This is a genomic window from bacterium, assembly GCA_024742285.1.
In the GTDB taxonomy this organism is placed as follows: domain Bacteria; phylum Myxococcota_A; class UBA9160; order UBA9160; family UBA4427; genus UBA4427.
In genome coordinates this window covers 190031-203842 of the sequence record JANSYR010000001.1, presented here as the reverse complement: position 1 = coordinate 203842, position 13812 = coordinate 190031, and the positions used below count along the sequence as shown (strand labels likewise).

The 13812-nt window shown below is 69.8% G+C and carries 10 protein-coding genes; 9 read left to right on the top strand and 1 reads right to left on the bottom strand.

The genetic code is table 11. From position 1 onward, the window contains the following. Positions 1–92: 92 nt before the first annotated feature. The 5 genes from NXI30_00900 (at position 93) to NXI30_00880 (ending at position 4747) form a co-directional block, all read left to right on the top strand. The gene (locus tag NXI30_00900; protein ID MCR9092750.1) at positions 93–308 is read left to right on the top strand and encodes a hypothetical protein; all 216 of its coding nucleotides are present in this window, start codon (positions 93–95) and stop codon (positions 306–308) included. A 238-nt stretch (positions 309–546) separates the two neighbouring features. Next, the gene (locus NXI30_00895; GenBank protein ID MCR9092749.1) at positions 547–1623 is read left to right on the top strand and encodes a hypothetical protein; all 1077 of its coding nucleotides are present in this window, start codon (positions 547–549) and stop codon (positions 1621–1623) included. 143 nt (positions 1624–1766) lie between these two features. Then, positions 1767–2657 carry a MoxR family ATPase gene (locus NXI30_00890; protein ID MCR9092748.1) on the top strand — a complete coding sequence of 297 codons (891 nt, stop codon included), beginning with the start codon at positions 1767–1769 and terminating at the stop codon, positions 2655–2657. 62 nt (positions 2658–2719) lie between these two features. Next, positions 2720–3949, top strand: a complete 1230-nt coding sequence (locus tag NXI30_00885) for a VWA domain-containing protein (protein ID MCR9092747.1) — start codon at positions 2720–2722, stop codon at positions 3947–3949. An 81-nt stretch (positions 3950–4030) separates the two neighbouring features. Next, the gene (locus NXI30_00880; protein MCR9092746.1) at positions 4031–4747 is read left to right on the top strand and encodes a hypothetical protein; all 717 of its coding nucleotides are present in this window, start codon (positions 4031–4033) and stop codon (positions 4745–4747) included. Between the two features lie 24 nt (positions 4748–4771). Here the strand turns inward: NXI30_00880 and NXI30_00875 are convergent, their stop codons facing one another. Next, positions 4772–7078, bottom strand: a complete 2307-nt coding sequence (locus NXI30_00875; protein ID MCR9092745.1) for a mechanosensitive ion channel — start codon at positions 7076–7078, stop codon at positions 4772–4774. A 230-nt stretch (positions 7079–7308) separates the two neighbouring features. Between NXI30_00875 and NXI30_00870 the strand changes: the two genes are divergently transcribed. From NXI30_00870 to NXI30_00855, 4 genes are all read left to right on the top strand, one after another. Continuing rightward, positions 7309–8181 carry a hypothetical protein gene (locus tag NXI30_00870; protein ID MCR9092744.1) on the top strand — a complete coding sequence of 291 codons (873 nt, stop codon included), beginning with the start codon at positions 7309–7311 and terminating at the stop codon, positions 8179–8181. A 15-nt stretch (positions 8182–8196) separates the two neighbouring features. After that, positions 8197–8643: a hypothetical protein gene (locus NXI30_00865; GenBank protein ID MCR9092743.1), complete on the top strand. Its 447-nt coding sequence runs from the start codon at positions 8197–8199 to the stop codon at positions 8641–8643. A 33-nt stretch (positions 8644–8676) separates the two neighbouring features. Continuing rightward, a complete protein-coding gene (locus NXI30_00860; protein ID MCR9092742.1) occupies positions 8677–10116 on the top strand; it encodes an alpha/beta hydrolase in 1440 nt (479 codons plus the stop codon). Between the two features lie 110 nt (positions 10117–10226). Beyond that, entirely contained in the window at positions 10227–13739 is a 3513-nt protein-coding gene (locus NXI30_00855) for an indolepyruvate ferredoxin oxidoreductase family protein (GenBank protein MCR9092741.1), read from the top strand. Positions 13740–13812: the final 73 nt, after the last annotated feature.

The window sequence follows — 13812 nt, the reverse complement described above, 5'->3', positions numbered from 1 at the left end:
CGGTCGACGGCCACCCGGACGAGGCGGAAGCGGGCAGGACCCGAACGCGGAAGCGGGCACGACCCGCGCTGAAGAACGTGGAACGAAGATCGATGAGTAGAAGTAGAGGGACGACTTCGCTGAACCCGGATGGGTCGCACGACGAGACCAACGCGTGGTGCGAGGGGCCGAGCGAACCGCAGAGCGCGATCGAGCACCAGGCCGCCCTCGACGCGACGGTCTTCCGAGCCGCTCGGGATCCCTACGAGCTCGTCCTCGAGCTCGACGCGGGGCAGCTCCGGCTCCGCGCGGAGCAGCGGAAGCGCTGATCCCGGCGAGCGCGTCGAACCGCGCGTGCAGCCGACGAGGCTGAATCCCCCCGGTCAGGCCCGGAAATCTCCGACGAGCGGTGTTAACGTCTTCTCGAGGCCCCTCGGACCACGATGGGGCCTCGAATCCATTGGGGCACCGGCTGCGCCCGATTTTCGACCAACACCGCTCGATCCCAGCGCCTGCCCGCATCCCGCGCGCCTGCCGGCCCCTGCGCGCTTCCCCGGGAGAACCGAATTGAGTCTGCATCCGCTCATCGCCCTCGCGAACGACCGCGACGTCAAGCAAGCGAAGGGCTTCCGTGCCGCCGCCGAGAAGCTGACCGGCGCGTCCCTCGAGGCCGATTACCAAACCGAGACCGCGAACGTCCCGAAGCGCTCGGCCGAGGACCTGAAGTATCTCGGCGTCCGCGTCGGCCGAAAGGCCAAGCAGCGCCAGAACAACAAGGACGAGAAGCACCTCGCCGAGGCGATCGCGCGCGCGGCGCAGGGCGAGAGCCCGCCCACGCTCGAGCTTCCGTCCGGCGAGACGCTCACGATCGTGGACCACAGCGTTCCGATCAAGACCGCTGCGGCCGACAAGGAGAAGGGCGACGCGGATCCGAACGCGGGCGTCGACGAAATCCCGCTCCTCGCCGTCATCGGGGACGACCGGCCGGCGGTCGCGGTCCTGAAGTTCCTCGAGCCCGAAGCCACCCGAAGTGGCGCCGGCGACACCCCGCTTCGTCTCTTCCTGCAGGGACTCACGCACGCGGCGGCCGTCGACGGCAATCGTGAAGCGCTCAAGGCGGAGATCGCCGAGGCGACCGGGAAGACGCTCGGCGAGGAAGCGCCCGCGGTGATCCTCGCGGCGAGCCCGCAGTACTGGAAGCTCTGCCGGAAGCGCGAGGCGCAGAAGGGCGCCGGCTGGATCCGCGAGCTCGAGCGCCTCGCCCGCGAGATCGGCGAATCGATCGGAAGCGAGGTCTTCTTCGTGGCGCTCTCCACCGACACGACGGACGGGGTCGGGTGGACCTACGACGACGAGGGTGCGGTCCTGTCCGGGGCGGTGACCCTCGACAAGGCGTGGGAGACCGGCGCGGGCAAGCTCAAGCCGAAGCCGAAGCCCAAGAAGACGGATCCGGCGGACGAGATCGTCGAGGCCGACCTGTCGCGCCCGGTCCGGACCTACAACATTCGCGAGAGCTTCCAGCCCGGAGATCGCATCGCGCACAAGACCCTCGGCGAGGGCGTCGTGCAGGGCGTCACCGGTCGCGGGAAGATCGCCGTGCTCTTCGGCGAAGAGAAGAAGCTCCTGATCCACGAGCGCCCCTAGCACTTTTTGCCGCTGCGCTGGGCGGATTTTGCCGCTGCGCTGGGCGGACCGGCTCGGGGCGTGGGCTCTGTTCGCGTCCGCGTCGGGCGGATCGCCTCGGGCCCCAGGTTCCGGGATCCCATCCAAGAAAGAAGAAGCCCCCCATGTCCAATGCTGCCGCCGTGGAGCGTTTCGAACGCTTCGAGGGAACGAGCGGGTACATCGCCTCTCGTTCGCTGATCGATGCCGTCAACTGTTCGCTCGCTCTCGAGCGGCCGCTGCTCGTGAAGGGGGAGCCCGGCACGGGCAAGACCCTCCTGGCCCATCACGTCGCCCAGGGCCTGGGCATGGAGATGGACAGCTGGCACATCAAGTCGACGTCGAAGGCCGAAGACGGCCTCTACGTCTACGACACGGTCCAGCGCCTGAACGATGCGCGCTTCGGCGATGGCGACGTCGGCGACATCCGCAGCTACATCCGCAAGGGGCCCCTCGGTCGCGTCTTCTCTGCGGACCAGCGGCAGGTCCTGCTGATCGACGAGATCGACAAGGCGGATCTCGAGTTCCCGAACGACATCCTGCGCGAGCTCGACGAGATGCAGTTCACGGTCATGGAGACCGGGGACGAGGTCGTGGCGAAGCAGCGGCCGATGGTGATCATCACCTCGAACAACGAGAAGGAGCTGCCCGACGCGTTCCTGCGCCGCTGCGTCTTCCACTTCATCGAGTTCCCGGACGTCGAACAGATGCGCGAGATCGTCGACGTCCATCATCCGCAGGTCGAGAAGGCGCTCCTCGAGCAGGTGCTCGTCAAGTTCTACTGGCTCCGCGAACAGAAGGAGCTTCGCAAGAAGCCCTCGACCTCGGAGCTGATCGATTGGATCACCGCACTCCTCCGCGCGGGTGTGAACCCCGCCCAGCTCGAGGCGGAGCTCCCCTTCATGGGCGCGCTCCTCAAGAACGAGCAGGACACGAAGGTGATCTCCCAGTACCTCGATCGGGACGGCAAGCTCCCGACGTCGCTGGACGAGCTGAAGGGCCCGGGCCGGCGTTAGGCCGGGACCGGCTCCGCGAGGCCGCACTTTCCACGAGGTCCGCCGATCAACGAGGCTCGCCGATGGTCTTTCTCGATTTCTTCTACGCGCTCCGCGCCGCGGGACTGAAGAGCACGCTGCAGGAGTGGCGCATGCTCCTCACGTGCCTCGAGAAGGGGCTCCACGGCTCGACCGTCGAGGGCTTCTACCACGTGGCCCGCGCCTGCCTCGTGAAGAGCGAGAGCGACTTCGACACGTTCGACCTGGTCTTCGCCGACTACTTCCGGGGGATCGAAGGGGCGATCGAGCTCTCCCCCGAGCTCCTCGAGTGGCTCGCGAACCCGAAGCCGGCGGACGAGCTGACACCGGAGGAGTTGGCGGCCCTCGAGCACCTCGACATCGAGGAGCTCATGAAGAAGTTCCAGGAGACGATGGCCGAGCAGCAGGAGCGCCACGACGGCGGCTCCAAGTGGGTGGGGACCGGCGGCAAGTCCCCCTACGGTCACGGCGGAACCCACCCGACGGGGATTCGCGTCGGCGGCGCGCCCGGCAAGCGCTCCGCGATGAAGGTCTATGAAGATCGCCAGTTCACCGACTACCGGACCGACGTCGCGCTGGACACGCGGAACGTGAAGCTCGCGCTGCGGCGGCTGCGACAGCTCACGCGGACCGATGGCCCCGAAGAACTCGACATCGATGGGACGATCGACAAGACCTGCAAGGACGCGGGCGAGATCGAGCTCGTCTTTCGGCCGAAGCGCAAGAACGACGTCCGGCTGCTCCTGCTCATGGACGTCGGCGGAACGATGGACCCGTACTACGAGCCGGTCAGCCGTCTGCTCACGGCCCTTCACGAAGAGCGCGGCCTGCGGGACTTCCAGGCCTACTACTTCCACAACTGCGTGTACGAGCGGGTCTACACGACGGCGCGCCTGCTGCGGAGCGAGTCGATGATGACCGCGGACCTGCTCCGGACCTACGGCGAGCGATGGAAGCTGATGATCGTGGGCGACGCGGCGATGCACCCGTCGGAGCTGAACTCCGCGCGAGGCAACATCAACTTCCGGAACGAGACCGAGACGAGCGGCGCTGCCTGGCTCGACCGGCTCCAGCGCCACTTCGACCGGAGCGTCTGGCTGAATCCGGATCGCCCCGTCGAGTGGGCGATGTCGTCGACGTGCCGCCAGATCTCCGGGATGTTCCCGATGTACCACCTCTCGGTGAACGGCCTCGAGGACGGCGTGAAGGGACTCGTCGGCGCGCGGCCGGCGACCGTCCGTCCGGTCATGGCCCCGGGCTCGGGGCGGCTCTAGGCCCCCGACGCGTCTCCGGGGGGTGGCGATCGCAACGCTCGTCCTGCGGTACCTTCTCGGTTCGTGCCGGAGGGTCCCAGCATGGCGAAGAGCGCACCGATCCGATGGCGGCGAGTCCGCCTGCTGCTTCCGGCCCTCGCGATCACGCTCTGCGCGTGCGTCCGCCTCGGTCCGCCCCCGCCCGGCGTGTCCTATCAGGCGGACGTCCGGGTCGAGGTCGTCGATCCGGACGGGGAGCGCCGCCCCGTCGAGCAGCTGACCGAGTTCTACGCCCGCGGGCTGCGACGCCGCCAGGCGACGATCGAAGGGCACGACCTGGTCGTCATCGACCGACCCGATCTCGCCGTCACCTGGATCCTCGATCCCGCAGCGGAGGCCTTCGAGGAGCTCTGGCTGCGCAATACGGACGTCGACGCGTTCCTGACACCCGATCCCTTCGGTCCGCGCATGGAGGGCCGGTTCCGCGAAGCGGGCGTGGACGAGATCGCCGGCACGCCGGCGCGTCGATTCGAGGTGGAAGGGGATCGGGTCCGGGGCGTCGCCTGGATCTCGATGGACGGCGTTCCGATCCGCTTCGAGGGAGAGGTCGAGCGTCGGGACGGCGCGAGTACGGTCCGGATCGACTACGGCGAAGTCCAGCGCGGGCCGCAGGCGGCCTATCTCTTCGCCATCCCGCCGAACTACGCCGGCTACGAGGATCGGAAGAGACGGACGAAGGAGCGTCGAGACGACGGCATCGAACACGCCATCCGAAGGCTCCGCGACGAGCGAGAGTGGCGACCGACGAACATCAAGTAGGGACGGCGGCGCTTCGGCGGGCCCTCAGGACGACTCCTTCCCGGCGACGTCGAGATGGACGTCCATCTGCGGGAATGCGATGACGATCCCGTGCTCCGCGAAGAGCTCGTCGATCCGGTAGCGGATGTCGCTGCGGATCGCGGCGCGGTCGGTCTGTTCGGTGTAGCGGACCCAGAAGCGGACCTCGAAGAGCAGCGCGCTGTCCCCGAAGTCCTGGAAGATCACGCTCGGCTCGCTCGGCCGACGGAGGCACCGAGGGTGCTCGCTCGCCGCCCGGAGGAGCAGCGCCTCCACCTCTCGAGCGGGGGAGCCATAGGCGACGCCGACGCTCACGCGCAGGCGAAGAAGCGGATCCTCGTGGGTCCAGTTGACGACGTTGCTCTCGAGGAAGGCCGCGTTGGGCACGATGATGTGGAAGTTGTCCGGGGTCTGGATTCGCGTGCTGCGCAGGCCGATCGTGTCGACGGTGCCGACGACGCCGCCGACCTCGACGAGATCGCCGGTCCGGATCGGTCGCTCCGCCAGCAGGAGCAGCCCGCTGATGAAGTTCGAGATGACGGTCTGGGAGCCGAAGCCGATCCCGATGGCGAGCGCGCCACCGGCGACGGCGAAGGCGGTCAGGGGGATGTTGACGGCCTGGAGCGCCAGCAGGAACGCGACCGCCATGAGCGCGTAGAAGGTCAGGGAGGCGAAGGCGCTCGAGGCGCCGGCGTCGAAGCCGAACTGGGGGAAGAAGCGCTGGCGGAGCTGGGAGCGGACCAGGCGAGCGACGTAGAGGCCGAAGACGAAGACGGCGAGGGCGATCGCGATCTTGCCCGGGGTGATCGGGCTGTCCTGGGAGGTCGTGAGTTCCCGCGTCCAGAAGGACGTGATCGTGGCCCAGGCGGAGCGGGCCCGCTCGCTCAGGCTGCGTCGCTTCATCCGGGACGTCAGCTCCTCGACGAGTCGCTCCTCGAGGGCGATCGCCGCGTCGAACGAGAGCAGGTCCGCGTCGTAGAGCGCGACGAGTTCGTCCAGGTCCTCGAACTCGAGCTCGAGGAAGCGCTGGGCCGAGGGGGACTCGCTCCCGACCTCCGTCGAGCGCCGGAGCAGGTCGGCCTGGGCGAGCTGGGCCTCGGCGCGTTCGGTCTCGTGAATGCGTTGGAGGTTCTGGAGCCGTTCCAGCTGGAGGTTGGCGGCTGCGCGCCAGCCCGGGGCGGCCTCGAGGTCGAAGTCCGGGCCGAGCACCGCGTAGCGGTGCTGCCAGGTCGTGCGCATCCGCGCCAGGCGCTCGATCCGCTCCGAGAGGAGGGAGACCATCTCCTGGCGATGGGAGAGCTGGGCGCGTCGGGTCGCGAGCTCGAGCGCGAAGTCGGGGGACCTCCCGGCGTCGACACGTCCGCGCCGCTCTTCGGTCGTGCGGAGCGTGCCCTCCGCGGCGACGAGACGCGAGCGTTTCAGGTCGAGCTCGCGGTCGAGGTCGAGGCGCTCCCGGTCGAGGCGGGCGATGGCATCGGTGAGATCCGACTCGCGGGGCTGGAGCTGGGTCTCGACCCAGGTGAGCGCCGCGCGGGTCTGGCGGGTCATCGAGACGTGGATGTCGTGCTCGATCGTGACGCTCGCGACGCGCTGCTCCGCGAGCAGGACCTGCTCGTTGGCGATCCGCAGCTGGTCCTCGAGCACGCGGAGCTCGGTCCGCAGCCGGATCCGCTCGACCTCCTGCTTCTCGCGTTCGAGCACGTCTTTCACGCGCCGTCGCTCTCTGGCGAGGTCGTCGCGGGCTTTGCGGGCGAGGTCGAGGTTCGCGCGCCGATCCTCGAGAATGGACCTCGTCTTCTCCTCCTCGCGCGCGGCGTCCCGCCAGGCCTGGAGCACGCCATCGAGGGTCGGGACCGGGAAGGGCGGAGGATCGGCGACGATCTCCGACGGGTCTCGTGCGAGTCCGGACTCGATCATGCTCCGACCGACCTCGAGGGCATCGATCTTGAGCTGGGCCTCGCGTCGCTGCTCGAGAACCCGGACGAGGCGGTTCGCGAGCTCGATCGAGGCGGAGGGCGGCAGCGGTTCGCCGTCTTCCTCGTCCTCCGAGGCCTGGGCGCTGGTGAGCGCGGCGAGGCGACTACGGGCCTCGGTCAGCGCAATCTCGATCGCGCTCAGGGGATCGGCGTCGCTCGGTCGATCCGGCTCTGCCGCCGCCGGCCCTTCTTCGGATGCATCGAGCGCCCCGAGGAGCGGATTCTGACCGGCGGCCGGACCGGCGAGGGCGACGCCGAAGAGAGCGACCAGGAAGAACGTGCCGACGCGGGAGCGCACCCACGCGCGCACGTCGTCGTCGTCCAGGAAGGGGAGCATGGCGCGCAGCCTAGCAGTCCTGCATCGCTTCCCCGTGCGCCCCGGAGTCGTGTCCGAGGCCCGACAAAAGCCCGACAGAAGCCCGGCGAGGCGCGGGAAAGGCGAGTGAGGGCATGGCCTTGCACGGGTTTTGTCGGCGGACGAAACGGTGCCGGGTCGGATCGCGATCCGTTGACGCCCGCCCCTCCACGAGGGAGTCTTGTGGAGAAGCCCGAGCGTGAGGATCGACCATGGCCGCCGCTTCCACGCGACCCATCGCTGCCGACGCGACCTCCGCGCGGGACGAAGCCTTCGTGCCGGGCTTCGCCGCGGCCTTCGAAGGGGCCTTCGACTACGCCGGTGCGTTCTCGTCGGGTGCGCTCTCGGATGCGATCCGCGAGGACATTCCGGCCGCGCATCGACGCGCCTGGGCGCGACTCGCCCGCCCCGGAACCTGGTGGACCGCCGAGGAGCGCGTCGCGATCGCCGCCGAGACGCGCGCGGCGGTCTATTGCCCGTTCTGTCGGGAGCGGCGCGAGGCGCTCTCGCCCTTCTCCGTCGAGGGGGAGCACGCCCACGTCACGGCAGACGTGCTTCCCAGGGCTGCCGTCGACGCGGTCCATCGCCTGGTCACCGACGCGACGCGGCTCAGCGGCAGCTGGATCGAGGGTCTGGCGCAGAAGGGCGTACCCGATACCCACTATGTGGAGCTCCTGAGCATCGTCGTCGCCATCCGCAGCATCGACGCGTTTCACCGCGCCATGGGGCTCGCCCCCGAGCCCTTGCCGACGCCGTTCCCGGCGAGCGAGACGGGAGCGCCGAGCCGGAAGCGGCCGGCGGTGACCGAGACCAGGACCGCCTGGGTGCCGCTGATCGTGCCGGCGAAGCTCGAGGCGGAGAACGACGATCTCTTCCCGGCAGCGCCGATGGTCCCGAACGTGATCAAGGCGCTGAGCCTCGTGCCCGACGGCGTCCGTTGGCTGAAGGATCTGTCCCAGGCGCACTACCTGCCGATGGCGGGCGGAGAGATGATGGACTTCTCGCGGGGGAGGGGGCCATTGTCCCGGGCGCAGACGGAGCTGATCGCAGGCCGCGTGTCCGCCCTCAACGAGTGTTTCTATTGAACGAGCTCGCACGCGATGATGCTCCGTGAGAGCATCGAGATCGAAGGCGGCGCGGTCGACCTGCGCGCGATCACCGACGGCGATGCCGCCTCCGAGTCGGCGATCCCCGGCGCCGACGCGCTCGTCGGGTTCGTGGAGGCGGCGCTCCTCGAGGACGAGGCGGCGATCGCGAAGGCGCGGGGTCATGTGCGCGAGGTCCTGGGGGCGCCGGCGCTCGTCGATGCAGCGGGGGTGATCGGCAACTTCGAGCGGATGGTCCGGATCGCGGACGGAACCGGAATTCCCCTCGATACCGTGGTCAACGTCGGAACGGCGACGATCCGTGACGAGCTCGGTATCGACGCTTTCGCGGCCGCGGAACGGACGAAGATCGTGACGCCGGTCCAGCGCTTCCTCGGTCAGGTGACACGGCCGATCTTCCGACGGATCATGCGAACCATGGCGCGCAGACGCGCCGACTGAATCACGCGAGCGACCCATCCTCGGAGAGCCATCTTGTTCGAACAGCCGCGCTTCTCGATCTGGGCGGCCCCGACCCTCGTGGCGGGGATCGTCTGGATCTCGATCGCCGCCTCGCATTCGGGGCTGGCCGCCCTCCCGATCGGCCTCATCGGCGCGGGTCTGGGCGCCTCCGGCGTGATGCAGCTTCTCGCGCCCGGGGATCACCGCATCACCCAGCTCGGCGCCTTCGCCGGTCTCGCCGGCGCGCTCGTCGCCCTGCCGATGTCGTTCTTCGTCGGATTCGGCGCCGGCGCCGCGCTCTTCCTCTCGGCGCTGGTCGGCGCGTGGGGCGCGGGCCGAATGGCGATCCAGGTCGAGCCCCACGTCGAGGGCGTGCCGAAGCCGGGAACCCGCGTCTCCACCGCGGCGAAGGTCGCGGTCGACGAGGCCATCCTCGGCTTCGAGACACTCTCGGGGACCGGCGCCATCCCGACCGACGGAACCCTCGACCGGGTGATCGACGAGCTCGATCGGGCCCATTCGTTCTTCACCCGGGAAGGCTTCCTCGAGAAGCCCGAGACCTATCACGTGACGCCTCCGGACCTCGTCGATCCGGACGTGCGGGTGGAAGAGATCGCCAGGCAGCGCGTCGAGATCCTTCGCTTCGAGAGTGGTTACGCGCCGCCGGAAGGCGAGCCCGGTCGTGAGCGCTGGCTCGGCTACGAACCCTGCCGAGAAGCCTGGGCCTACGTCCTCCGTCACGAAGGACCGCCGCGCCCGTGGCTGATCGCGACCAACGGCTACCGCATGGGGCACGCGCGGATCGACGTCTCGCTCTTCGCGCGCTTCTTCAAGGACTACGGACGGCCCGGCAGCCAGGGGGCGGCGGGGCTCGGGGTGAACCTCCTGATTCCCGTCTTGCCGCTCCATGGACCGCGCAAGACCCACTGGCACTCGGGACAGGGATTCCTCGGCGTCGACGTCCTCGACACGATCCATGCCGAGACCCAGGGACTCTGGGACATGCGCCGTCTGCTCTCCTGGGTACGTGCCCAGGACGCGCCCGCGATCGGGGCGTTCGGCCTCTCGCTCGGCGGCCTCACGACCGCGAACTTCGCGAGCCTCGCGACGGGGCTCTCCGCGGCGCTGCCGGGGATTCCGCTCATGTCGATCGAACGGATCCTCCGGCGACATGCGCCCGCCGCCCAGCTCGCCTGGGCGAAGTCGCTGGGCTTCGATCTCGACCGCGCGGCGGATCTGCTCCGGGTGATCACGCCGACGTCGCTCACGCCGCAGGTGCCGAAGGAAAACCGCTTCCTCTTCGGCGCCACCGGCGACCGTCTCGTCACGCCGGATCACGTGCGCGATCTCTGGCGACACTGGGAAGAGCCCGAGATCGTCTGGTACGAGGGGTCTCACATCAGCTTCGGGTCCGAGACCGCCGTCTGGGAGGGCGTCGACCGCAAGCTGCGCGAGAGCGGCATCGCCGTCTGATTCGTTCGATCCGCTTTCGGTCCGCCGCCCGGGTGCATCCCGCCTGCACTTGATTGGAGCGTCCCGAGTGCCGATCTATGCTCTACGGCGCGCCGCGCGCCGGGGGGCGAATGGACGATCGAAGGTCGAAGGACTCGGACCGTACGTCCGGCTACTCGCTGGACGATCGCTACCTGTCGGACGAGGGTGTGGTCTTCCTGACGGGGATCCAGGCCCTCGCGCGACTCCCCCTCGAGCAGCTGCGCGTGGATCGGGCCGCGGGCCTCCATACCGCCGCGCTGATCTCCGGCTATCCGGGCTCTCCCCTCGGTGGCTACGACCGGGCCGCCGCGCAGGCCGCGGCCCTCGCGCCGGAGCTGCCGATTTCGTGTCGCCCCGCGATGAACGAGGAGTACGGCGCGAGCGCGGTCATGGGCTCCCAGCTCGCGGCCGCCCAGCCGGACTGTCGCTACGACGGGATCGTCGGACTCTGGTACGGCAAGGCGCCGGGCGTCGACCGCGCGGCCGATGCGCTTCGCCACGCGGTCTACGCAGGGACGTCGATGCACGGCGGCGCCGTCGCGATCGTCGGCGACGACCCCGCGGCCAAGAGCTCGACCGTGCCCTCGTCCTCGGCCGGGGTCCTGACGGACATGCACGTGCCGCTGCTCTATCCGGGGGATCCCGCCGAGGCCCTCGATCTCGGGCGTCACGCGATCGCGCTCTCCCGGACGACGGGACTCTGGAGCGCCCTCAAGATCGTGGCGGACGTGGCGGACGCGACCGCGAGCGTCGAGCTCGGTCCCGATCGCGTCGTGCCGGTGATCCCGCGGATCGACGGCCGGCTCTACGAGCATCATGCCGACGGCGCGCTCCTCACGCCGAGAACCGTGGAGGTCGAGCGTGAGATCGTCGAGGTCCGCTACGAGCTGGCGCGACGGTATGCGACCGCGAACCGGTTGAACCACGTGACCGTCGACCCGACCGATGCCTGGATCGGGATCGTCTCCTCGGGCATCACCTACCGCGAAGTGCGCGAGGCCCTCGCGCGGCTCGGCCTACGCCGCGACGAGGACATCGCCGCCTGCGGGATCCGGCTGCTCAAGATGGGGATGCCGATGCCCTTCGACCCGGCGACGGTCCGCGGCTTCGCGAAGGGGCTGCACGAGGTCCTCGTGATCGAGGAGAAGCGCCCGGGACTCGAGTCCCTGATCAAGGACGCGCTCTACGCCGAGGTCGATCGCCCGGTCATCGTCGGCAAGCAGGACGCCGACGGCGCGCCCCTCGTCCCGGGCCACGGCGCCCTCGATGCGGACGGCGTGATCCCGGTCCTGCGCCGACGTCTCTCGGCGCGGATCGCCGACCGGCTCGTGCCGGAGAAGCCCGCGCCGCAGGACGCGCTCACCGTCCTCCCGGTGGCCCGCTCCCCCTTCTTCTGTTCGGGCTGCCCGCACAACCGGAGCACCCGGGTCCCGGACGGGGCGCTGGTCGGGGCGGGGATCGGCTGCCACACGATGGTCCTGCTGATGGACGAGAAGCGGGTCGGCGACATCGGCGGGCTCGGCTGCATGGGGAACGAAGGCGTGCAGTGGATCGGGATGTCCGACTTCCTCGACCGGGACCACTTCATCCAGAACCTCGGCGACGGAACCTTCTTCCACTCCGGTCAGCTCGCGATCCAGGCGAGCGTCGCCGCCGGCGTGAACGTGACCTACAAGCTCCTCTACAACGGGACGGTCGCGATGACCGGCGGACAGGATCCGCAGGGGCAGCTCGAGGTGCCGAGGGTCGTGCGTGGGCTGCTCAACGAGGGCGTGGCCCGCGTGATCGTGACGACCGACGACCTCGCTCGCTACGACGCCATCTCGCTTCCGGCCGGTGTCTCGGTCTGGTCGCGGGATCGGATCATCGAAGCCCAGGAGGTCCTGGCAGAGGTCCCCGGCACGACGGTCCTGATCCACGACCAGGGCTGCGCCGCGGAGGCGCGCCGGGCGCGCAAGCGGGGCAAGGTCGAGACGCCGCCCCATCGCGTCGTCATCAACCACCGACTCTGCGAGGGGTGCGGCGATTGCGGCCAGGTCAGCAACTGCCTCTCGGTCCAGCCGGTGGAGACGCCCTTCGGACGCAAGACCGAGATCGACCAGACGACCTGCAACCTCGACTACTCGTGCCTCGAAGGCGACTGTCCGTCCTTCATGACCGTGACGGGCATGAGCGAGAAGGCGTCGTCGTCCGCCCCGGACCCCGTGCCCGAGCCGCCGGTCTCTCCGACTCCTCCGCGGATCGTCCCCGAGGACGATTTCGCGGTCCGGATCACCGGCATCGGCGGGACCGGCGTCGTGACCGTCGCCCAGGTCGTCGGGACGGCGGCGATGCTCGACGGCTTCCACGTGCGCGGGCTCGACCAGATCGGCCTCTCGCAGAAGGCCGGTCCGGTGGTGAGCGACCTGCGTCTCTCGCGCACGGCGCCGACGTCGACGAATCGGCTCGGCGAGGGGCAGGCCGACCTCCTCCTCGCCTTCGATCAGCTCGTCGCGGCCTCGGACAAGGGGCTCCTCACGACGGACCCCGAGCGCACGACGGTCGTCGGCTCGACGACGGCGACGCCCACCGGCGAGATGATCACGCACCCGGAAGTCCAGCTGCCCTCGGCGGCCGCGCTGAGCGAGCGGATCGGCGCGCGGACCCGGCCGAACGCGAGCTTCTGGGCCGATGCCGCCGCGATCACCGAGGATCTCTTCGGCAACGCGACGACGGCCAACCTCTTCGTCGTCGGCATGGCGATCCAGGCGGGCTGCCTGCCGGTCGCGGCCGAACGCCTCGAGGAAGCGATCCGTCTGAACGGCGTCGCGGTCGACGCGAATCTCGCGGCGTTCCGGTGGGGCCGGGCGCAGGTCGCGTGTCCCGAGGACGTCGCGGAAGCCCGTCGCGCCGGCGCGCGGGCGCCGGTCCCGGTGGCCCCTTCGATCTCGTATCCGGTCCCGGCGCCCCTCGAAGCCCGGGTCGTGCGCCTCGACGTCGACGAGGCCCTCGCCGCCGATCTCCGGCGGCTCGCGAGCGAGCTCGTCGCCTGGGGCGGGCAGGCCGAGGCCGCACGATGGCTCGACCTGGTCGAGTCGACCCTCGCGAGCGAGGAACGCGTGGTCCCGGGGAGTCGTCGGTTGACCCGGGTCGTGGCCGAGCAGCTCTACAAGCTGACGGCCTACAAGGACGAGTACGAAGTCGCGCGCCTGATGACGAATCCGGACGGGCTGGCCGCTGCCCGTGAAGTCGCGGGCGAGAACGGCCGGATCGCCTGGCGTCTCCATCCGCCGATCCTGCGCGCCCTCGGCCTCCGCACGAAGATCCGGGTCGGCTTCGGGGCCGCGCCGCTGGTCCGGCTCCTCGCGAAGGGACGGTTCCTGCGCGGCACGCCCTTCGACGTCTTCGGCTACGCCGAAGTCCGGCGCGTCGAGCGGGCGCTCCCGGGGGAGTACCGAAACGCGATCGAGGAGGTCCTCGAAGGCCTCGATGCGCCGAGCCTCGAGGCCGCGGTGGCGCTCGCGTCGCTGCCGGACTCGGTTCGCGGCTACGAGGACCTGAAGCTCGAACGCGCCGCCGCCTATCGCGAGAAGCTCGCGGAGGCGCGCGCCGCGTTCCGCTGACCCGACCGGACTCCGCCGCTCGCGGGCGTGCGCCGTCGTTGGACCGATTTTGCGCCCGAGTCGGGCATCCTTC

What these genes read in the sequence shown, in the direction of transcription:
- NXI30_00900 (MCR9092750.1), top strand. Translation starts at nt 93, where the DNA reads ATGAGTAGAAGTAGAGGGACGACTTCGCTGAACCCGGATGGGTCGCAC.
- NXI30_00880 (MCR9092746.1), top strand. Translation starts at nt 4,031, where the DNA reads ATGGCGAAGAGCGCACCGATCCGATGGCGGCGAGTCCGCCTGCTGCTT.
- NXI30_00885 (MCR9092747.1), top strand. Translation starts at nt 2,720, where the DNA reads ATGGTCTTTCTCGATTTCTTCTACGCGCTCCGCGCCGCGGGACTGAAG.
- NXI30_00855 (MCR9092741.1), top strand. Translation starts at nt 10,227, where the DNA reads ATGGACGATCGAAGGTCGAAGGACTCGGACCGTACGTCCGGCTACTCG.
- NXI30_00875 (MCR9092745.1), bottom strand. Translation starts at nt 7,078, where the DNA reads ATGCTCCCCTTCCTGGACGACGACGACGTGCGCGCGTGGGTGCGCTCC.
- NXI30_00870 (MCR9092744.1), top strand. Translation starts at nt 7,309, where the DNA reads ATGGCCGCCGCTTCCACGCGACCCATCGCTGCCGACGCGACCTCCGCG.
- NXI30_00890 (MCR9092748.1), top strand. Translation starts at nt 1,767, where the DNA reads ATGTCCAATGCTGCCGCCGTGGAGCGTTTCGAACGCTTCGAGGGAACG.
- NXI30_00865 (MCR9092743.1), top strand. Translation starts at nt 8,197, where the DNA reads ATGATGCTCCGTGAGAGCATCGAGATCGAAGGCGGCGCGGTCGACCTG.